Below are 21,678 nucleotides of genomic sequence, written 5' to 3' on the forward strand. Positions count from 1 at the left end.
TTCAGTTACTGTTCTTCCCGATGGAACACCAGCTCATTGTGGCTCGACGCTTCAGGGACAAAATAATATCCGGCAGTATCAAAGCCCTTCAGATCCTCTACAGACTCAATACGGTTATCAATGATATGGCGCGCCATCATCCCACGGGCTTTCTTGGCAAAGAAACTGATCATCTTGTACTGGCCGTTTTTACGATCCTTGAAGACCGGCGTAATGATTTCCCCTTCCAGCAACTTAGGTTTCACCGATTTGAAGTATTCGTTGGAGGCCAGATTGATAAGGATATTGTCTCCCTGCTCAGCCAAAGCAGTATTGAGTTTCTCCGTAATGATGCTGCCCCAGAACTGGTAGAGGTTGGTGCCGCGCTCGTTGGCCAGTTTGGTGCCCATTTCCAGGCGGTAGGGCATCATCAGATCCAAAGGTTTCAGCAGGCCGTACAAACCAGAGAGCATCCGCAGGTGTTTCTGTGCGTAATCGAAGCCCGCATCATCCAGCGTTTCGGCTTCCAGCCCGGTATACACATCCCCTTTAAATGCCAGAATTGCCTGACGGGCATTTTCAGGTGTAAATTCCGGATGCCACTCTGCAAACCGCGCAACGTTGAGGCCGGCGATCTTGTCGCTGACGTTCATCAGGCTGGAAATGTCAGCAGGTGTCAGCCCCTTACACACTTTTATAAGTCGTGAAGACTCATCCAGAAGCTCTGGCTGAGTGAAGCGTTCAGTTGCCAATGGAGAGGTGTAATCAAGGGTTTTGGCGGGAGAAACAACGATCAGCATTTGCGGGCATCCATGTAATTCAGTCTTTAATCCAAAGGTTAACACAAAAAGCCATGCCGGCGTGGCATGGCTTTTTCGATGGAATCAATAGGAAAAACGAATGGCGTGTCACTCCGCTTTCTTGTCCCAGATACCGTCTTCAATCTGGCTGTGCAGCTCCGGGTATTCACGGCTGTCAAAGCACGGAACCTTACCCATGGAAAGCTGCTGGTTGTAATCCCGGGCCAGCTTTACCACTGTCCCAGACAACAGCAATATTGCCACCATGTTCACAATCGCCATCAACCCCATGGATATATCTGCCATTACCCAGACCGTAGGCAACTCTGCCAGCGAGCCAAACATTACCATCAGCAGTACCACACCACGGAAGATGTTCAGGCCGGCCTTGTGGTTGTGCTCCAGGAAAATCAGGTTGGTTTCCGCATAGGAGTAATTGGCAATGATAGAAGTAAAGGCGAAGAAGAAAATCGCGATAGCGATAAATATACCGCCCCAGTCACCCACTTCCGTGCTCAATGCTCGCTGAGTCAGCTCCACACCTGTGATTTCACCACCAGGCACAAACTGGCCGGACATCAGGATAATCGCCGCCGTCGCAGTACAAATGACGATGGTGTCCATAAACACACCCAGCATCTGTACATAACCCTGGGAAGCCGGGTGCGGAGGATACGGAGATGCACTCGCTGCAGCGTTTGGTGCAGAACCCATGCCCGCTTCGTTTGAGAACAGACCACGCTTGATGCCCTGGATCATGCCCTGCGCAACGGTATAACCCAGAGCACCGGAAGCGGCTTTGTCCAGGCCGAATGCCGATTTGAAAATAAGGGAAATGACTGCCGGCAGTTTCTCGATGTTGGAACCCACAATCCAGAAAGCGATCGCCAGGTAAAACACTGCCATTACCGGGACAATAATTTCTGCTGTCCGGGCGATTTTGCGCAGGCCACCAAAAATAACGAATGCCGACATCACCACCAGCGCAACGCCAACATACATCGAGTTGAACCCGAAGGCGACATGCAAAGCCTGGGTGATAGAGTTCGCCTGAACAGAGTTAAAGACCAGGCCAAACGCAATCATCAATAGAATCGAGAAAACCACGCCCATCCAGCGCATCCCCAACCCTTTCTCCATATAGTAGGCAGGGCCGCCACGGAAGTTGCCGTCATCGTCACGGGTCTTGAAAAGCTGGGCCAGGGTGCTTTCCGCAAAAGCAGTAGCCATCCCCAACATTGCAATGAGCCACATCCAAAAGATAGCACCCGGTCCACCCAGGGTGATAGCTACAGCAACACCTGCCATATTACCCGTACCTACACGGGCTGCCAGGCTGGTACACAGTGCCTGGAAGGAAGAAATTCCTGACTCATCGTCTTTGCGGCTGTTTTTCATCACCTTAAACATATGGGTAAAGTGACGGAACTGGATAAAACCAAGGCGTAAGGTAAAGTAAATACCTCCACCAATCAGCAGGTATACCAGTACTGAGCCCCAAAGAAGGTCGTTGAGAAAGTTGATAAGACTTACCACGCCTACCTCTCATAAGCATCAATAGGTACAAGGCGCACATCTAGAGACGGACGCCACGCAGTTGCAAAGGATGATAAAAATCGTACGCAACTGGAGCTCAATATACAGGCAGTCACTTCGACCACCTGAAGAGCGCCTTGTACTGAGGACATTGTTGGAATGCCGGTAATCAGAAACTGATTAGGGACGTAAATCGGTGTCCCTGACATTCAACACCAAAAATCCCGGGGAATTATTTGTGGTGAAACCATCTGCCCTGTGTGGGCGAAACCTATACCGTATTCATTGGGAATAGTTCTGCAGTCCGGTATGGTCATGCTATCTAAAGTGCCGCATTTTAACCCCAGGATGGCGGCAGCGTGGCAAGATAATGCGCGGAGATACAGTAAAAATCAATATGCATTCATGTTCACATAAACGAGACATGTGTCGCACTTTGCATCCAGCGAGGACACAGCAAAATACATTCGATTCACATTAGGAAAACCCATTTCACACAACATCAAAACACACTTCCGGCATTTCCGGACGGGTCACAAAAATTTCTTTAGAGTTCTAATTTATCCCTACCCCCTACTGTGTAAGGGGTTGAGCTGGGTTCATCCATGAACTCCCTTACCTGACTGCACTAAGACAAAATCTGGGCAGCAGTGGTTAAAAAACAAACCACCGAAACAGATCTGTGATCGTCAACTCATCATTTATTCATCGAAGCGCAACAAATGAGAAACAGTTCAATTTTATTTTTACCTTGCCTGTGCTAATTAATTGTTTACCGCTTCGGCGCGTTTGAGGTGATTAATATGGATAGCTTTGCTTTTGATGACTATTTTGATCAGGACATGCCACAACGCTCCAAAAGAGCTAAACCGCAGAAACGCAAGTGGCGTGAGATTGAAGCACTCAAGGACAGACAACGCCTCCGTAAGGAGCTGATGGAGATGGATCTTGCCGGGGATTACGACCTCGAAGACATAGACATTTAAGTACCATTTCAGTGATTTGCACGCGCCGTTAAGGCAACCATTAAAAAAGGCGCTATCCAGCGCCTTTTCTATTGCCATTTATCCTCAAATTCTATTCTGGCTCAAACAGCTTTTCAGACAACCTCCGGAACCTGACCGACACTTCCTTGCCGAACAGAGGGTCGTCATATTCCAGAATGCAGCGTTCCCTGACGTTCAGCCAATCCTTTTCATTAAAGGCTTTCGCAATAATAGGGAGCACATCTCGCTCTTCGAACATCAGGTGGTCCCGCTGACGGCGTATAAATTGCTGCAGCTGTTCAGCAAACACGCTAAGTGGCACAACGGAATCCATCAGGATCATGTCAACGGTCGTTTCAAAATCCTGGGTTAGGACCGATAGCTCTTCATGCTCTTTATCCAGCTTGGCAATGTCCCCATTGTCGCCATAATGCTCCAGATAGTAGAGGTAAATAACATCTTCCTTTGGATGGTGGTATTTCTCAGAGTAACTCCCCAGATACTCCACAGAATCCCGGATTAGCCTGAAGTCAACTTCATCTTCCGCCTGAATCGCAGCAAGTTTCCGTTCAAGCAATGCCAGTAATCGAGATATGTTTTTATGTTCTAAATGAATCAGGTCTAACATGGCATTTCCTCCCTAATCTACTCAGTGTAAATGAGAAAATTGGTTAAGATTTGCTCTGCATCATGAATTACGATGTTGTTATTAAGGTGTGACAATTTATGCGGGGAGTTTCTCATTCTAATTTCCCCTCCTTCTCACTGTAGACGCATTTGGCCCATAAACCGATATAAAAAAAGCAGGCCATTGCCTGCTTCTTCACACCCTGGTTTTTATTCAGGCATTGATATCCGGCTGCCAACAGATAGGTTGTTTTCCCATTTTCAGCAACAGGTTATTGGTCTCGGCAAAATGCCCACAGCCAAAGAACCCTCTATGGGCTGAAAGTGGCGATGGATGAGGGGCAGTCAGTACATGGTGGCGGTTACGGTCGATCTTACTGCCTTTTTTCTGGGCATGGGATCCCCACAGCAGGAAAACCACACCTTCACGATGCTGGTTAACCGACTCAATAACACGGTCGGTAAAGTTTTCCCAGCCGGTGCCAGCATGTGAGTGTGCCTTACCCTGCTCTACCGTTAAAACGGTATTGAGAAGGAGCACCCCCTGGTCAGCCCAGCTTTTCAGGTAACCATGATCAGGTACCGTGAAATCAGAAAATTCCTGCAAAAGTTCTTTGTACATATTTTTCAGGGACGGAGGCGGTTGGATTCCCGGCAGTACAGAGAAACACAGGCCATGGGCCTGATTCGGGCCGTGGTAGGGATCCTGACCAAGGATTACAACGTTTACGTTATCGAAGGGTGTAAATTTAAACGCGTTAAAAACGTCCTCACGAGGCGGATAAACAACTTTACCGCTTTCACGCTCAGCTTCAACGAATGCCATGGTTTCTTGGAAATAAGGCTGTGATTTTTCTTGCCCAATCACATCCTGCCAGGTTAATGATTCGCTCATAGGTCCCCCAACACTGAATTCGCTTTATTGTAACCACTGACTGCAAGGAATTCAGCGTTGGTTCGCCGTTTTATCGGTTTTCCCTCATGCGTTGGCTGTTTGGCTGTGGTGTACGCCAGTGTCCCCGGCCCTGGACCGGACGGTGTGCCTGAGGTGTAATGGTTAAGCATAGTTGCATCATGGCTTCCTCCTTTGTGTAGACTCGCCACACTAAAACCATGAAAAAAGGATGCCAGCTATGACACCCTTTTATATTCAACCGGTTACGCCGAAATAGAAATTAACAGCCCATAGTATCTGCCCCATAAAGGCACACTTATGCCGCCCACCGGCGCAGGGTGGCAATTTCCTGATGCCAAATCTCCGGGCGAATCGTTTCGAGAATCAGCGGAATGTCATCAAAGCGTTTGTCCTTCATCAGGTACTCAAAGCAATCCCAGCCAATCTCCCCCAGCCCAAGAGAGTCATGACGGTCAACGCGGCTGCCTAAAGGTGTTTTGCTGTCATTGAGGTGCATGCCACGCAGGTATTGCATCCCCACTACCTTATCGAACTCATCAAATGTCTTTTCTGTTGCATCCACTGACCGCAGGTCATAACCCGCAGCAAAGGTGTGGCAGGTATCAATGCAGATACCCACCCGTGTTTTGTCAGTCACTTCTTCAATAATGGAAGCCAGATGCTCAAACCGGCACCCGAGATTAGTGCCCTGTCCGGCAGTATTCTCGATAACCGCCACCACATCCGGTACGGCATCCAGGGCCATATTGATAGATTCGGCAATCCGGGAAAGGCATGCAGCTTCATCCAGCTTTTTCAAGTGGCTTCCCGGATGGAAGTTCAGCAGTGTCAGGCCCAGTTGGCGGCAACGGGCCAACTCATCAATAAACGCATCCCGTGACTTTTCCAGCTTGTCAGTTTCAGGAGCCCCAAGATTTATCAGGTAGGAGTCATGGGGAAGAATCGCATTGGGGCTGAACCCTCTTTCCTTGCAGGCTTGCTTGAACGCTGAGATGGTCTCCTGTTCAAGGGGTTTTGCCTGCCACTGGCGCTGATTTTTGGTAAACAGGGCAAAAGCATTGGCACCAATTTCCTCTGCATTTCTTGGTGCATTGAACACACCACCGGATGCAGAAACGTGCGCACCAATTAATTTCATATTTTTTTACCCTCCTGATTTTGAATTTTTCGAGATCATAGCTTTCTAAATGACAACGGTACAATGCCGCTTCGTCGGCTTTTTGAACAGCAAATTGTAGTAATTTAATTACAAATGAAAGCCCTCATAGGAAAATGGACTGACCAATAAACTACAATTCACCCCTTTTTTGACATAGAGCAAGGAAATTCACCTAGACACATAAAGGTTATTCGTTGTAAATTGACGTAAATCAACGTTAACGGCCACCCTTCATGCTACCCGGTGGCAACTAACGTAAAGAACGTTATAAAAACTACGCAAATAAGGGGAAAGTAATGATTACTGGCATCCAAATTACCAAAGCGGCAAACGACGATCTGCTGAACTCTTTCTGGATCCTGGACAGCGAAACCAACCAAGCTCGCTGTATCTGTGCAAAAGGCAGCTTTGAAGCCGATCAGGTTATTGCACAAAGCGACCTGGGTGACATTGAGTACCGCGAAGTTGAGCTGGAAGTAGCTCCTCGCATCGAAGGCGGCCAGCACCTGAACGTAAACGTTCTACGCCGTGAAACTCTGGAAGATGCTGTGAAAAACCCAGAGATGTACCCACAGCTGACTATCCGCGTTTCTGGCTATGCAGTTCGCTTCAACTCTCTGACTCCAGAGCAGCAGCGCGACGTTATCTCCCGTACCTTCACTACTTCTCTGTAATTTCCACCCAGGAAATCTACAGTCCGTAGTAAAACGCCCGGTTAAGCCGGGCGTTTTTGTGTCATAGCGTTTTGGGGAGCTATTTGGCGACCTGACGCAGCAAGGCACTCAGCTGGCTAAAATCAGCATCCTGCTCAACGGACAGCAGTTCCATTTCTGCATGCTTGGCAAGTGGCCCCGGCAACTCAATATCCTTACCCAGGATCTCATCTACAGCTTCTTTGAACTTGGCAGGGTGCGCCGTACAGAGGAAAATGCCAGTTTCACCTTCGGCCAATTGCTCGTTAAGGATGCGGTAGGCAATGGCACCGTGGGGCTCGCATACGTAGCCATCCTGAGACATTTCTTTCAGGGTTTCCGCCGTTTCTTCATCCGTTACCGCACCATAACCCAGCTCACCGAGCCCCCAGCCTTTAACCTGGCAAAGCTCTTCGATACGTGGCCAGTTGTTAGGGCGGCTGACGTCCATCGCGTTGGAAAGTGTTGCAATGGTTTCTTTAGGATCCCAGCTTCCTTCTTTAAGGTAACGGGGCACTGTGTCATTTACATTGGTTGCCGCAATAAAGCGTTTAACCGGCAAACCGGATGCTTTCGCCAACAGGCCAGCAGTAAGGTTACCAAAGTTGCCGCTTGGAACAGCAAAGACCAGATCATTTCGCTTGTCTGTTGGGATCTGGGAAACCGCTTCGTAGTAATAACAGATCTGAGCCAGCAGTCGGCTGATATTGATGGAGTTGGCAGAGTTCAGACCAATCTCTTTGCGAAGGGCTTCATCATCAAACGCCTGTTTAACCAACGCCTGACAATCATCAAAGGTGCCGTTTACCGCTACCGTATGGATATTGCCACCCAGTGTACAGAAGAGCTTTTCCTGCAAGGGGCTGATTTTGCCTTTCGGGTAAAGGATCACGACATTGATGTTTTCCATACCATAAAACGCATGGGCAACAGCAGCACCGGTATCACCGGAGGTCGCCGTTAGAATGGTGATTTTGCCACCTTCAGAAACAGCAGCCAGGGACTGGGCCATAAAGCGGCCGCCAAAGTCCTTAAATGCCAGGGTCGGGCCATGGAAAAGCTCAAGGGCATAAACACCCTCTTTTACTTCCGCCACCGGCGCAGGGAACTGGAATGCACCAGAAACCATTTTTGCTACGGTTTCTTTATCCAGCTCGTCACCAATAAAGGCGGAAAGAATCTTACTGCTGCGGCTGACAAAATCTTCTGCCAGCAGTGCATCGACATCTTCAAATACCGGCAGTTCAGCCGGGAAAAACAGCCCCTGGTTACGGCCAAGACCTTGTCTCACGGCCTGGCTAAAGGAGACCTGTTCATCATTTTCTTTAATATTGTACAGCTTCATAGCTCACTTCCTGTCACTCGAGCGCCCTCGTTATCCATTCGGCAAACGTGGACAAATCCTTCTTCGTTTTGTACGTAATGCTCTCTCAGCCAGCGGGCAACACGCTCAGCAACATCCAGGCTGTCACAGATGCTGAAAAGTGTTGGGCCGGAGCCTGAAATACCTGTCGCCATCGCACCGGCTTCTGCCGCATATTCCCTTGCATCAGCAAAGCCCGGCAGTAATTTTTCCCGATATGGTTCAGCAACCACATCCCGGATCATTTTGGCCGCCAACTGTGGCTGGCCGCTGTGGCAGGCATGGACAAATCCACCAAGGTGCCGGCCATGCGCAATCACATCCTGGCGACGGTACTGAGCAGGAAGGATAGCACGAGCCTCGGCTGTCGGCACCTTGATACCCGGATAAGCCATTACCCAGTACCATTCATTAAAACAGGGAACGGGTTGGCTGATAATGCCAAGCTCTTCAACCATCAGCTGCAAGCCCCCAAGGAAACAGGGCGCGACATTGTCGTAGTGGATACTGCCGGAGATCTCGCCCTCCATTTCCCCCATCAGAGCCAGGAGCTCGGTTTCATCAAGAGGCTGCCCGTGGAACCGGTTCATCGCATCCAGTGCCGCAACGATGGAACATGCGCTGGAGCCAAGGCCAGAGCCTATCGGCATATTCTTTTCAAGGGTCACGGTAACTGGTTGGGGTTCGATACCTTTTAACGCCAGTTCCCGGCAGAAAACTTCAAACGCCCTGTAAACAATGTTTTCTTTGGGGTCGGTTGGTAACTTGCCGACAAAGTGACCGACACATTCAAGTGAAAACGGGCTGTTGCCGGCCATCACTTCCACCCTGTCACCCAGCAACGTACCGTCGACCGGGGACACAGCAGCCCCGAGCACGTCAAAACCTACGCTGACATTCCCGATTGATGCCGGGGCATAAACCGCAACACCCATCTTAAACCCCCCGCTTCCAGCCAAGGGTACGCATCAGGTCAGCAAATACACCTGCCGCCGTCACCTGGGTACCTGCGCCATAACCCCGTAAAACCAGAGGGATTGGCTGGTAGTAGTGGCTGTAGAATGCCAGGGCATTTTCACCATCCTTGATTTTAAACATTGGGTCATCACCATCCACCGCTTCAATGCGTACCACACACTTGCCGTTATCAATACCACCGACATAACGCAGTACCTTGCCTTGTGCAGATGCATTGTCAAACACCTTGTTGAAGTAAGCATCGGCCTCAGGCAGACGGGCCATAAACTCATCAATAGAGCCTGACTGGTCAAAGCCCGGAGGCAATGCAGGCTCAACCACCACGTCGTCCAGCTCCAGCTCCATGCCAGATTCACGAGCGAGGATCAGGAGCTTGCGCGCCACATCCATACCGGAAAGGTCGTCACGCGGATCTGGCTCTGTAAAGCCGTTGTCCTTGGCAACCTTGGTCGCATCACTGAAACTCATCCCTTCATCCAGCTTACCGAAGATATATGACAGTGAGCCGGAAAGAATACCGCTGAAACGCTCAAGGCGGTCACCGGCGGCGATAAGGTTTTGCAGGTTTTCTATTACCGGGAGGCCGGCACCTACCGTGGTGTCGTACATAAACTTGCGGCGGGTTTTCCGCGCAGTTTTACGAAGCTGGTTGTAGTACGCCAGGCTGGCGGTATTGGCTTTCTTGTTCGGGGTCACAACATGGAAACCGGCAGCCAGGAAATCCGCATAGCGGTCTGCAATATCCTGGGAGGAGGTACAATCCACCAGCACAGGGTTAATGATGTGGTTGCGCTGAACCAGTTGGATCATGCTGGCAAGCGAAAACTGTTCGGATCCGTTGCCGAGGGTGTCACGCCAATTTTCAAGAGGCACCCCGCGACTATTGAGTACCATACCGCGGCTGTTGGCCAGGCCACATACACGGATGACGATCCCTTGCTCAGCCAGTTTTGCCTGCTGACGCTGGATCTGCTCGATCAACTCGCCACCCACGCCACCGACGCCCACCACAAAAACATCAAGGTAGTGGTTGCTGTTAAACAGGTTTTCGTGGCATGCCTTGATTGCCTCAGATACCTTTCCATCAGGAATTACGGCGGAAATCGCACGCTCTGACGATCCCTGGGCGATAGCAACAATGTTGATGTTCACTTCTGCCAAAGACGTAAAGAACTGCGCTGCGACCCCTTTGGCTTCGCGCATCTGGTCACCCACCAGGGTCACGATAGCCAGGTCATCGATAAACTCCAGAGGCTCCAGCAGGCCGTCTTTAAGCTCCAGCTCAAATTCCGCTTCCAGCGAACGTTCAGCCAGGGCTTTGTCTTCTGACTCAATACAGAAACTGATGCTGTATTCAGAAGAAGACTGGGTAATCAACACAACCGAAACACCGGAATCCGCCATGGCACCAAACACACGTTCAGCCATACCGACCATACCTTTCATACCCGGACCGGATACGTTCAGCATGCTGAGTTTGTCCAGGGTAGTAATGCCCTTCACCGCCAGGTTGTCTTCACCGGTATCCTGGCCAATCAGGGTACCCGGCGCTTGCGGGTTGGCTGTGTTTTTAATCAGACAAGGAATTTGGAAACGGGCAATAGGGAGGATGGTTTTGGGGTGGAGAACCTTGGCACCAAAGTAAGAAAGCTCCATGGCCTCCTGGTAGCTGAGCGATTTGAGAAGACGGGCGTCCGGCACCAGGCGCGGGTCACAGCTGTATACGCCATCTACGTCAGTCCAAATCTCACAACACTCAGCACGTACACAGGCAGCCAGTACCGCTGCTGAGTAGTCTGAGCCGTTACGGCCCAGAGTCACCAGTTCACCGTGACCGTTAGCGGCAGTAAAGCCCGGCATCAGGCCGATGTGCCCGGCTGGGATAGGGGCTTTTTTGAAATTCTGGGTGGAGAGGTCAATGTCGACCACACCTTCAAGGTAATCCCCGAGGGAGACAAGGTACTTAACCGGATCAATCACGAAAGTATCGTAACCGCGGGCAACCAGCAGGGCTTCCATGGTCGCAATAGAGAGGCGCTCCCCCTTTGAAATCACACGGGCATAAATGCTGTCCGGGCACTGGCCGAGAAGCGTGATACCGTGGGTATACTGGCGAAGCTGGCCCAGGGTACGTTCGAGCTTGGAAAACAGCGGAGCAGAATCGAATGCAGGCTCGAGTTCAGAAAGGCCGTTAAAAAGATCGGTGAATATTTTCTCAATAAGGTTTACTTCAACTGTCGCTTCACCATGCTTGATAGTTCCGTCAATGACGGCCACCAACGCATTGGTAATTTTTGCCGGTGCGGAAAGTACCGCAGAACAGTCACTTTGCCCGCAGTTACTGACAATAATATCGGCGGCACGAGCGAATCTTTCCGCATTCGCTAAAGAAGTCCCGCCAAATTTAAGCACTCGCATCCCATCCTCCTTGGGTATCTCTAAAACTGGCTAAAAAAAAGCCCGTACCTTATGGGGTACGGGCTTCTTTTATTTTTTTCTGTGCATCAGCCCGCACCAACACGAAAAATGCCGGTAATAATAATGGTCGTGGTGCGGGTCAGTTGAAACATGTCGTGTCTGCTACATTAATTTGCTTATTGTGTAACGTTTACCGAAATTAGCCTCCAAGGTCAACATAAATTCACATTTTGCTTCCATTCATGGATGTGAACCTCATCAGCCTGTAACGGTTGCAGCACGCCCGGAATCCCGACATAGTAACTGAATAAAAAACAGACAACGGATTGCCTATGAAAACTGCAATGGATGAACTGGTTGCCCACAGTATCCTTCAGGGGGCGGACGCCATGTATGGCCGTTTCCTTGATGTTACTGCCGGTGCTCAAGAACGCTTTGAGGCTCAGGACTGGCAAGGCGTGCAGGCAGCATTGAAAGAACGGATCAATATTTATGATCACCATGTGGGTCTGGTAGGACAGCAATTGAAAACTATGCTGAACAAAAGGTATGCCACCCGTTCATTCCTGATGTCTGTTAAAGCCGCTTATGTATTGCTCCTTAACAACTACCCCCGCTATGACATTGCTGAGAGCTTTTTCAACTCTGTTTATTGCCGGCTGTTCGAACACCGCAACATCCGGCGGGAAAAACTGTTTATTCAAAGTTCGCAGGGTGGGCGAATTCCTAAATACCCGACACCTCTGCTTCGCCGCTACACATCCCAGGCAGGTGTCTACGCCACCATTGAAAGGCTGCTTGATGATACGCCGTTTTCTATTAAGTGGGAGAATCAAGCAAGGGATATCAAACGCATTACCCAGGTTTTGCAAAAACGCTTCGGCCCTCAGCTCACCCTGGGTTTTACCATCGAGATGGTGCGTGAGCCGTTTTACCGGAACAAAGGGGTTTACCTGATTGGCAGGATGGAAATGGCCAACCAAACCCAGCCTTTTGTGCTTGCCCTGCTGACCAATGAGAAAGGGGAAATATATGTCGATGCCTGTATCTCTGATACTGATGGCGTCAGCATGATTTTCAGCTTCGCCCGCTCTTACTTTATGGTTTATGCGCCGGCTCCGGCAGCCCTGGTCGACTTCCTCAGCCAATTAATGCCCAACAAGACCCTGTCTGAGCTATACACTGCTGTTGGTTGTCAGAAACACGGAAAAACCGAGCTTTACCGGGAATTTCTCCATCACCTGGACAAATCCGATGATCAGTTTGAGATCGCTGCGGGTATCAAAGGGATGGTCATGAGCGTGTTTACGCTCCCCTCATACGGTTTTGTTTTCAAGGTCATCAAGGACAGGTTTGCGCCACAGAAAAACATGAACCACGCAACGGTTAAAGCCAAATACAAGCTGGTAAAGGAACATGACCGCTGCGGGCGGATGGCTGATACCCAAGAATACCGGAATTTCCGTTTTCCCCGTCACCGTTTCAGCGAAGAGCTTTTGGAAGAACTGCTACAGGTTGCCCCGTCCAAAATTGTCGTAACAGCCAAGGAGGTGCTTATCAAGCACCTCTACATGGAACGGCGTATGATCCCATTCAATATCTATATTGAACAGGCGGGCGACGAGGCTCTGCGCGATGCAGTTCAGGAGTATGGCGATGCATTGAAAGAGCTTGCCGCTGCCAATATTTTTGCCGGCGACATGCTGTTCAAAAACTTTGGCGTTACACGGCATAACCGAGTCATTTTCTACGACTATGATGAAATCAGCTATCTCCACGAAGTGAATTTCCGCCGTATTCCACCACCGCGTTTCCCTGAAGATGAAATGGCCGCTGAACCCTGGTACAGCGTGGGGGAAAACGATGTATTCCCCGAGGAATTCCGCACATTCCTTTTAACAAGCAATAGGGTAAAAAGCCTTTTCGAAGAATTACATAGCGATCTTTTTAACGCAGACTTCTGGAAGGGGCTGCAAAGAAATATTGAGGTAGGTTGTTTCAACGATGTCTATCCTTACAGGAAAGGAGACACATTCTGAAGTTAATCACATTCGCTTGTGTGCATAAATAAAACAGTTGGCGTATAATCTTTAATCAACTTATTGCACTTTCGCTTTTCAGTGACTTATGCAATACGGAAAATAAGACATATAACAAGGAAGGTTGCGTATGAAATACATACTAACAGCAATCGTCCTGCAGGCCGTGGCACTTCATGCAGCAGCAGCAGACGCTCCATCCCCGAGCTCTTCGGGGAAGTGGTATTTGTCGTCTGAATCTGGGAGCGAATCCTTTGACAGCTGGCAGATTAGCAGTGGTTACTCTTACCCTGTATATAGAGGGTTCAGCTTGGTTTTAGGTACGCAAATGTCCTCTGCGTCTGAACACTCCCCAACAAAACGTGGGCTGCTTAGTGGTATTGAATACAACTTTTCCCCTTATATAAGAGTGGGAAGTACGCTGTTCACTGAAAAGGAGCTGGACGAAACCAATACCGGGGTATCTGTGTCCAGCCACTACCAGCTTACCGATAAGCTGAACCTGCACGCCAGCTTTGATTACCATATTGGCGAAGACAGTAAAAACGAAGTATTGAACGAGCCCAAATACCAGCTTGGAGTTTCTTTCAGGTTCTGATTTTGAGTGTTTTAATGTAATAAAGGCCGCTATGCGGCCTTTATTGTATATACCGGGCTGGCAATCAGCTCAAAAGACTTAAATCCAGTTCGTCCTTGCTGATAACCACGCCATTTTTGTCGGCGTAGAGGTAATCTCCCGGGCAGACACTGATACCTTCTACTCGCAGCTCTTCACCCACATCCCCTAAACCGCGTTTTTCGGTTTTTACAGGGCACACTCCCAGAGCTTTTACACCGAGATCCAACTTGCCAATGGTAGCCACATCACGGACATAACCGACAACCACTACACCAGACCACCCGTTTTCTACGGCCTTCAATGCCAACTGGTCTCCCAGCAAGGCACGACGCCGTGATCCCTGGCCATCAACAACCAGAATGCGTCCGTAACCGGGTTGTCCAAGAAGCTCCCTGACCTTGGAATTATCTTCAAAACATCGCAACGTTTCCACCGGACCATAAAAGACCGGCTTCCCACCAACATCAATCCATTGCAGCGGGATCCAGTGAGCCGACTCTTCAAACTGGTCACAAATTTCAGGAAGGAGATCGTCCATTTTTCCTCCATCTTGTTTAAAGGCTAGCCAACATCCTGCCTGAACAAATCCGAAAATGCCCCTATCAACTCGGTCTCATACCCTGTAAGTGTGACTGGCACCAAGTAAACCCGGTTATCTTCAACCCAGTAGATAGCATTCTGTTCTACTTCTGTAGCCAGGGTTATTGCAATATCTAACGGAACTGCAACAGCAAAACCAGGCTCTTTCCAAGAGCCATCCGGTGATTTCCCGGTAATTTCACAAAAGGGGATCGCTTTTATACTCAGGTTCGCAGCAAATGATTGATTTCGTCTAGCATTATGCGCATCATCTAACAATCCACTGAATGGATTCGCGGCCGTTATGATGGCAAATGATCGGAATGTTGGACAAACCGTAGCAGTAAACACAATATTGTGGTAACAATCCCATAACGATCGCTTGTTACACGTCATAATCACCTGTAGTTATATTTCTACGTACTTGATGTCATCGTAACAATATTCATCTTGTCTTGTATGTCAGACTTAGCAAATTAGGTGGTTTGACGTATATCAATAAAGATGAAAAAAACAGCCTTATGATAAAATCAAATTATTGTTAGCGTGCTGTTAAGCGAATAAAATTAGTGCCATTCAATGGATTAAACTGGACTTTAGCAGGTATGCAGAAGTTCACGGTGTATTGGATGATTCTACCCGACACCTTCACTAAGGATGGCGTACCAGACAGACGATAAGTCTAAGTTTCGCATCACCTATAGTATTACCCTTATTGTCTGTGTGTAATATTTCTCCATAACGATGTCTATGCAGCGTTATGACAATTTTAAAAGTTTAAGTGAATTAGGTATCGCCAATGCAAACCCCTCACATTCTGATCGTTGAAGACGAACAAGTCACTCGTAACACTCTGAAAAGCATTTTCGAAGCAGAGGGATACGTTGTCCTGGAAGCCAATGATGGCGAAGAAATGCACCAGGCGCTGCAAAATCAGGGTGTACATCTGGTAATCATGGACATCAACCTGCCAGGCAAAAACGGCCTTCTTCTGGCGCGTGAACTGCGCGAGCAAGGCGACATGGCACTGATGTTCCTGACTGGTCGTGACAACGAAGTTGATAAGATTCTGGGTCTGGAAATTGGTGCGGATGATTACATCACCAAGCCATTTAACCCACGTGAACTGACTATTCGCGCCCGCAACCTGCTGGCTCGTGCCATGAACCAAGGTTCTCAGGTTGAAGACAAGCGCCAGGTTGAACGTTACCGCTTCAATGATTGGTCACTGGAAATCAACAGCCGTTCACTGGTCAGCCCTACTGGCGAACAGTTCAAGCTGCCACGTTCAGAATTCCGTGCCCTGCTGCACTTCTGTGAGAACCCAGGCACTATCCAAACTCGTGCAGAACTGCTGAAGAAGATGACCGGTCGTGAGCTGAAGCCACATGACCGTACTGTGGACGTTACTATCCGCCGTATCCGTAAGCACTTCGAATCCGTAAGCGATACCCCTGAAATCATCGCGACTATCCACGGCGAAGGTTACCGCTTCTGTGGCGATCTGGAAGAAGAATAATCCCTTCCTGTGAGCACAACGAGAAAAGGCCCTGACGGGCCTTTTTCGTATCTTCTGCTTGGCACCACACGGCCAAATAACGGTATCACTTGTTCTCGCAATACCGGGTTACCCAATTGCGAAGGAAAGCGACATCGTGCTGGTAGCCTTCCTTAATCTCATCCACCCAATCAGAGACATTTTCCCACCACGCAGGCATCTCCGGAGACTGGGCTTTCTGTGCCAACTGCTGGATATGTTTAAGGCCGATAGAACCGGCAGCCCCTTTAATTTTATGGGCTTCAGAGACGATCCCTTCCTTATCGCGAGCGGTCATATTGGAATCAAGTATTTCGATATAACCCGGCATCATCTCTTCAAACATGGTAATGCTGTCAAGCACAGGCTGGGCACCAACCAGATCCACATAGGAGGTCAGCATATCCAGATCCAACAGGGTGTCTGACAGTTCATCACTGACAACTTCCTGCTCAGGAACCGTTTCCTGTGTATCAGGCAAGGAACACGTAAGGGCCAGCCGTTGGATAATACCCGACAGCGCCTTGGCATTGATGGGCTTGCTAATCGCCTCATCCATACCTTTTTTCAGGTATTCACTTTTGTCCTTGATAATGTTGGCTGTCAACGCAACCAATGGTGGAAGCCGCTCGTAATTCTCACGAAGGTTCTCAGCAATATCGAAGCCAGTCATGTCCGGGAGCTGGATATCAAGAAGCACAAGGTCATAGTTGTCCGGGGAGAACATAACCAAGGCATCTTTACCGCACATAGCGACATCGACAGTATGCCCAAGGCTCTCAAGCAGGTTTTTCGCCACCGTTACATTGAGCTCAATGTCTTCAACCAGAAGGACGCGGAGGCTGCTCTGCTTCTCATCTGGCATTGCATCGAGCTCTTCTTCTTTGTCTACCACAGGGGCACTGAGTGTCACGGTAAAGGTACTCCCCTCACCGACCTCACTTTCAACTGTAATATCCCCGCCCATCATCTGGGCCAGCTGGCGTGATACAGCCAGGCCAATACCGGTGCCGACGGCGTGAAGATTGCTGTCACCACTCTTGTACTGGTAGTACATGGCGAAAATCTTCTCCTGCTCAGATTCAGGGATACCCAACCCACTGTCTTCTATATCAAAGTGCAGGTACGCGATGTCATCTTCTACATCACAACTGACGGAGACGATAACGCAGCCATCCAGGGTAAACTTCACGGCGTTATTGATAAGGTTCCACAGCACCTGGCGCAGGCGAGTGCCGTCTATCTCAATCATCCTAGGGAAGTCAGTCAGGCGCTCAACACTGAAACGCAGGCCTTTTTGATCTGCCAGCACACCGGCTAGGTTTTCAATATCCGAGAGAAAGTCAGGCAGATCCAATGGCTTGGGATAAAGTTCCAGACGGCTTCGGTCTGATTTATCCATATCGATAATATCGTTGAATATGTTGCCCAGGGTGATAGCTGAAACATGGACAGTGCGCATGTACCCGCGCTGCTCCTCATTAAGCGGGGAATCCAACAACATCCGGCTCAGGCCGACAATACCGTTCAGCGGGGTGCGAAGCTCGTGGCTGATAGTGGATATAAAAGCGGTCTTGTCCCGGCTCGCTTTTTCAAGCGCATCCTGGTACCGTTTGCGCTCGGTAATTTCCCGTCCGAAACCCACGAGGCCAAGACGGCGGCCTTCACGGCTGAAAAATGGTACCTTTCGCAGTTCGAAATAGGACTTGCGACCATCCATGTATTCCAGCCACTGCTCATAGGTCAGGGAAACATTGGAATCAAATACCTGCTGGTCGGTTTCCACGACTTTCGAGGCCACATCTTCGCTGTATACATCCCAAGGCGTCAGGCCTACCAGTTCCTTCTCGGTTTTCCCTGTCAGCTCCTCCATTGCCTTATTGCAACCAGAGAACTTGCCAGCTTCGTTCCTGTAGTAAATCAGATCCGGAGATGCATCAATGAAGGAGCGCAAAAGAGCCGTCTGCTCTGCAAGATCCAGCTGTGCCTTCTCGCGGTGAAAGACTTCATTTTCCAGATCTTTCATCGCATCGTGACGCGCCTCTTCCGCCCGCTCGCGCTCTTCTATTTGCTGGTTGAGCTGGTGGATGTTTTCCGTGAGCTGGCGGTTCAGTTCAAGATCCCGGGAACGCATTTCCTCAAGCTTAGATACCAGCTTGGAAAGGCGCTGCCGGGATTCTTCAAGCTGATCAACCACAACAGAAAGGAAATAAACTGCCCAGGGGGTAATGAGAAGGCCAAAAAATACCGATCGGACAATATCGATATCATGTACGTCGCCCTGCAAAACCAGGGTGATACCCACTTGTACCACAACAGCCAGCGCCACCAGCGCAAGCGCCAGCAACAGGCTGAAACGGACAAGCCCCAACTTTACCAACAAATCCACATAGTATTGGGCTAAAAGCTTGATTTGCTTCATCGTATCCTTCCGGGGAAAGTGCTTTTTTAATGCTAATTATTGTTCTACGGTTTCAACCGTTTTATCTATAAAGCGGGCACAGTTTCGGCCACCCTTCTTGGCCATATAAAGTGCTTCGTCAGCCAGGCGGACAAGCTCACCATAATCATGGCCAACTTCCGGAATAAGCGTGACAACACCTTGGCTGATAGTGAGGTAGGGCTCTACACGTGAATGTTCGTGGACGATCCCCATTTTGGTCAGTTCACGGGCAACAGCCTCTGCGACGTGCTCCGCTCCCTTACGGTCTGTATTAGACAGCAAAAGTGCGAATTCTTCACCACCGTAGCGGGCAATAAGGTCAGTTGAACGGAGTACAGAGTTCCGGAACGCTTCCGCCACGCCCTGCAACGCCAGGTCACCTTGTTGGTGGCCATAATTGTCGTTGTAGAGTTTGAAGTCATCAATGTCACAAAGGATAAGGGAGATAGGTTTCGTCTCCCGGATATGAGACTGCCACTGGCTGCGAAGCTGCTCATCAAACCGCCGCCTGTTGGCAATCTTGGTCAGGCTGTCAACGAAGCTCAGTTCCTGCAGCTCCATAATAGCATCTGCCAGTTGCTGCTCGGTATGCTTACGCTGGGTCACATCCCGGGCCACCACCAACAAACGGGGATCCCCTTCGGTGGGGTCGATAAGCGGTGTCTTCTTAACTTCATACCAAACCTGAGTGCCATCTGGCCTGAACACCAGATCCTCATAGGTCTGGGGTTCAAGGGTCTCAAGGATCGTACGATCCCTGTCGATATAGGATGCCAGCAGATCTTCTTCAATCACATCAAAGGCAGACCGGCCGATGATTGCATCCCTGCTTTGGCCTAGTGACGCGGCAAAGGGCTCATTACACAATAGATAGACGAAGTTACTGTCATAAATACCAATGGGGTCACTGCTCGCTTCGAAGATCACTTCAAGCAAGTTACTGCGGGTGGCAAGTAACTGTTCCGCATCTTCCCTGCGGGTGATCTCTTTTCGCAGTTCTTCTTGCATCTGGTGCCATTCAGTCACATCGTGGCTGATGCTTAATGACCCGATAATCTCATCATTGCTGTTTTTCAGCAGGCTTTGGTTGGTTTCCAGCAGACGGCTGGATCCATCAGGAGCGGTTGTCCAGGTCTGACAGCTGCGGCGTTTTCCTTTCGGGCTCGGAGTGTCAAAAATCACACCTTCCAGCTCCCGACCGTTCCAAAACCGGTCAAAAGCATGGTTGGTGGCGATCACGTCACCGCCCTTTCCCTGGTAGCAAACCAATTCTGACAATGCATTGATAGCAGACTGCAACCCGGTACCGGAAGTATCCTCCCCGGTTGACAGGTTAACCCGGGACAACACCAAACCATAGGCAACAGACAACCCTGAAACCATGGTACAGCAGGTGATGGAATACTGCCGTTGTCCCAGGTGAGACTGCAGGCAAACAAAACCACGCTGTTTGTCACCCCCCTGGAGTACAGACTTCAAAGCAGCGATATCTGCAATTTCAGGAAAACCTAGACGGCCGTTATTTAACGAGAGGGAAAATTCTCGGATAGCACGGGTATTGGCATCAAGGATGGCACCTGTTTTAGGTGCCAGTATTACCACGGGCAGTGAACTGGACAAAAGACGCCTGCGCGCCTCTTTCGCAGCTTGCCAGTGTGGGAGCGCCCATATTGCCAGTAACACCGTTACCAGGATAAGCCCACCGGTAGCAGAGTAAATCATAAGCCTGCTCTTTCTGTGTTTATAAGGGTGCTACCGAGCGCAATATCCAGATGCCTTCAATACAGGCGTGGTGTAAACGAAAGAGTCTCCAATTGCACTTCCTTGCGCACCGGTCAACGCGAGAGCCCTGCCAATATCCGTCATTGCTAACCACCGATTTTCACACCATTCCGGTGCGAGCAAGGTCGGTCGACGCGCGTTCGCCGATACCCTGTGATAAACAACATCAGCAGGTGTGCGCTGAATCATTGTCACCGCACTTTCTACATATTTATCTAATGATATTGCCTCAAGTCGGCCCGCTCGCCAACCTTTCGCCATCACACTGCCTTCAACAATGTGAAGCGGGTGCAGCTTGATACCATCAACCCCGGTCTCAACAACCTTATCAACGGTCGCAATATGATCTTGTGGCATATCGCCGGGCAAACCGACAATAAGGTGGGTACACACCTTTAACCCGAGCTCTCTGGCTTTACGCGTTACCCTTTCATAACACGCAAAATCATGTCCCCGGTTGATACGTTTTAATGTCTGGTCATTGGCAGTCTGCAGGCCCAGCTCCAACCAGATTTCGTATCCCTGCCGCTGGTAAGAGACCAGCAACTCCAGCACTTCATCCGGCACACAGTCAGGCCGGGTGCCGACACAGAGGCCAACAATATCTGCCTGCTTCAGAGCATCCTCATACATTACCCGCAGGCGCTCCACCTCAGCATAGGTACTGGTATACGCCTGGAAATAGGCCAGGTATTTTCGCGCCCGAACCTCTGACGCCCGTTGGGTCAGCTGGTCGCGAACACTCATAAACTGGGCATCTTCATCAGAGAATGATGCAACATTGCAAAATGTACAGCCGCCACGTCCGATGGTTCCATCCCGGTTTGGGCAACTGAATCCTCCGTGCAGGGTTAGTTTATGGACCTTCTCGCCGTAACGGCGTTGGAGATCCTGGCCAAATGTATTGACAAGTTCGTGTAACTGCATAGGAAAACGTGACTAGTGATGAAGTTATTCAGAAAGTGTGATGAGAGGTATTCTTCTCAGGATTGTGGAGTTTATCACTTTTTTACCGGGAGGACATATCAATCAGCACAACCGGCGCACCGAATTAAACATTTACGTAACAAAATTACAGGCGATATTTTCTACTGTAGAACACCGATAAGTCAGCCTCTTCCATCGTGAATATTTATTCATTTAATGCTTATCAAGAGTCATTTTGACCCCATTGATGTGGTTTTTGATTCAAAATATGCTTAAATGGCAAATTCGATATTGATTA

The 21,678-nt window shown here is 49.6% G+C and carries 18 protein-coding genes and 1 other annotated feature; of the genes, 5 read left to right on the forward strand and 13 right to left on the reverse strand.

Going from position 1 to position 21,678, the window contains the following annotated elements; all coding sequences use genetic code 11:
* Positions 1 to 5 precede the first annotated feature (5 nt).
* Positions 6 to 779 (reverse strand): peroxide stress protein YaaA, encoded by a 774-nt coding sequence (yaaA, locus tag NF212_RS14480; RefSeq protein WP_434356814.1) that lies wholly within the window; start codon positions 777 to 779, stop codon positions 6 to 8.
* Positions 780 to 887: 108 nt separating this feature from the next.
* Complete coding sequence (locus NF212_RS14485; protein WP_434356816.1) at positions 888 to 2,315, reverse strand: alanine/glycine:cation symporter family protein; 1,428 nt, start codon at positions 2,313 to 2,315, stop codon at positions 888 to 890.
* An 803-nt stretch (positions 2,316 to 3,118) separates the two neighbouring features.
* Between NF212_RS14485 and NF212_RS14490 the strand changes: the two genes are divergently transcribed.
* Complete coding sequence (locus tag NF212_RS14490; RefSeq protein WP_434356818.1) at positions 3,119 to 3,301, forward strand: DUF3545 family protein; 183 nt, start codon at positions 3,119 to 3,121, stop codon at positions 3,299 to 3,301.
* A gap of 91 nt (positions 3,302 to 3,392) precedes the next feature.
* On the opposite strand, the gene NF212_RS14495 is transcribed toward NF212_RS14490, so the two are convergent.
* The 3 genes from NF212_RS14495 to nfo form a co-directional block, all read right to left on the reverse strand.
* Positions 3,393 to 3,929, reverse strand: a complete 537-nt coding sequence (locus tag NF212_RS14495; RefSeq protein WP_434356820.1) for a hemerythrin domain-containing protein — start codon at positions 3,927 to 3,929, stop codon at positions 3,393 to 3,395.
* A 213-nt stretch (positions 3,930 to 4,142) separates the two neighbouring features.
* The gene (ung, locus tag NF212_RS14500; RefSeq protein WP_434356822.1) at positions 4,143 to 4,823 is read right to left on the reverse strand and encodes a uracil-DNA glycosylase; all 681 of its coding nucleotides are present in this window, start codon (positions 4,821 to 4,823) and stop codon (positions 4,143 to 4,145) included.
* Between the two features lie 316 nt (positions 4,824 to 5,139).
* Positions 5,140 to 5,982 carry a deoxyribonuclease IV gene (gene nfo, locus NF212_RS14505; RefSeq protein ID WP_434356824.1) on the reverse strand — a complete coding sequence of 281 codons (843 nt, stop codon included), beginning with the start codon at positions 5,980 to 5,982 and terminating at the stop codon, positions 5,140 to 5,142.
* A 317-nt stretch (positions 5,983 to 6,299) separates the two neighbouring features.
* Between nfo and grcA the strand changes: the two genes are divergently transcribed.
* Complete coding sequence (gene grcA / locus NF212_RS14510; protein WP_434356826.1) at positions 6,300 to 6,677, forward strand: autonomous glycyl radical cofactor GrcA; 378 nt, start codon at positions 6,300 to 6,302, stop codon at positions 6,675 to 6,677.
* Between the two features lie 79 nt (positions 6,678 to 6,756).
* Here grcA and thrC read toward each other — a convergent pair whose 3' ends face one another.
* From thrC to thrA, 3 genes are read right to left on the reverse strand one after another with little or no spacing between them, the layout of a single operon-like run.
* Positions 6,757 to 8,040: a threonine synthase gene (gene thrC / locus NF212_RS14515; protein WP_434356828.1), complete on the reverse strand. Its 1,284-nt coding sequence runs from the start codon at positions 8,038 to 8,040 to the stop codon at positions 6,757 to 6,759.
* Positions 8,037 to 8,993, reverse strand: a complete 957-nt coding sequence (gene thrB / locus NF212_RS14520) for a homoserine kinase (protein ID WP_434356830.1) — start codon at positions 8,991 to 8,993, stop codon at positions 8,037 to 8,039. The genes thrC and thrB overlap by 4 nt, the downstream gene beginning before the upstream one ends.
* A 1-nt stretch (position 8,994) precedes the next feature.
* Positions 8,995 to 11,454, reverse strand: coding sequence for a bifunctional aspartate kinase/homoserine dehydrogenase I (gene thrA, locus NF212_RS14525; protein WP_434356832.1), 2,460 nt, complete (start codon positions 11,452 to 11,454; stop codon positions 8,995 to 8,997).
* A gap of 31 nt (positions 11,455 to 11,485) precedes the next feature.
* Positions 11,486 to 11,602: a sequence feature (Thr leader region), on the reverse strand.
* A 184-nt stretch (positions 11,603 to 11,786) separates the two neighbouring features.
* On the opposite strand from thrA, the gene aceK reads away from it, so the two are divergent.
* On the forward strand, positions 11,787 to 13,493 hold the full coding sequence (aceK, locus tag NF212_RS14530) for a bifunctional isocitrate dehydrogenase kinase/phosphatase (RefSeq protein WP_434356834.1): 1,707 nt from the start codon (positions 11,787 to 11,789) through the stop codon (positions 13,491 to 13,493).
* 130 nt (positions 13,494 to 13,623) lie between these two features.
* Positions 13,624 to 14,091 (forward strand): hypothetical protein, encoded by a 468-nt coding sequence (locus tag NF212_RS14535; protein ID WP_434356836.1) that lies wholly within the window; start codon positions 13,624 to 13,626, stop codon positions 14,089 to 14,091.
* A 64-nt stretch (positions 14,092 to 14,155) separates the two neighbouring features.
* Here NF212_RS14535 and NF212_RS14540 read toward each other — a convergent pair whose 3' ends face one another.
* Positions 14,156 to 14,650, reverse strand: coding sequence for a putative 4-hydroxy-4-methyl-2-oxoglutarate aldolase (locus NF212_RS14540; protein WP_434356838.1), 495 nt, complete (start codon positions 14,648 to 14,650; stop codon positions 14,156 to 14,158).
* Between the two features lie 23 nt (positions 14,651 to 14,673).
* A complete protein-coding gene (locus tag NF212_RS14545) occupies positions 14,674 to 15,087 on the reverse strand; it encodes a DUF3293 domain-containing protein (protein WP_434356840.1) in 414 nt (137 codons plus the stop codon).
* A gap of 403 nt (positions 15,088 to 15,490) precedes the next feature.
* On the opposite strand from NF212_RS14545, the gene arcA reads away from it, so the two are divergent.
* Complete coding sequence (arcA, locus tag NF212_RS14550; RefSeq protein WP_434356842.1) at positions 15,491 to 16,210, forward strand: two-component system response regulator ArcA; 720 nt, start codon at positions 15,491 to 15,493, stop codon at positions 16,208 to 16,210.
* An 85-nt stretch (positions 16,211 to 16,295) separates the two neighbouring features.
* Here arcA and arcB read toward each other — a convergent pair whose 3' ends face one another.
* Genes arcB through NF212_RS14565 form a run of 3 tightly spaced genes read right to left on the reverse strand, consistent with a single transcriptional unit; the run spans position 16,296 to position 21,380 of the window.
* Positions 16,296 to 18,650, reverse strand: a complete 2,355-nt coding sequence (gene arcB / locus NF212_RS14555; RefSeq protein WP_434356844.1) for an aerobic respiration two-component sensor histidine kinase ArcB — start codon at positions 18,648 to 18,650, stop codon at positions 16,296 to 16,298.
* Between the two features lie 36 nt (positions 18,651 to 18,686).
* Positions 18,687 to 20,393, reverse strand: coding sequence for a diguanylate cyclase domain-containing protein (locus NF212_RS14560; protein ID WP_434356846.1), 1,707 nt, complete (start codon positions 20,391 to 20,393; stop codon positions 18,687 to 18,689).
* Positions 20,394 to 20,423: 30 nt separating this feature from the next.
* A complete protein-coding gene (locus tag NF212_RS14565; protein ID WP_434356848.1) occupies positions 20,424 to 21,380 on the reverse strand; it encodes a TIGR01212 family radical SAM protein in 957 nt (318 codons plus the stop codon).
* Positions 21,381 to 21,678: the final 298 nt, after the last annotated feature.

It is taken from the genome of Parasalinivibrio latis, assembly GCF_036825535.1.
GTDB classification, from domain to species: Bacteria; Pseudomonadota; Gammaproteobacteria; order Enterobacterales; family Vibrionaceae; genus Parasalinivibrio; species Parasalinivibrio latis.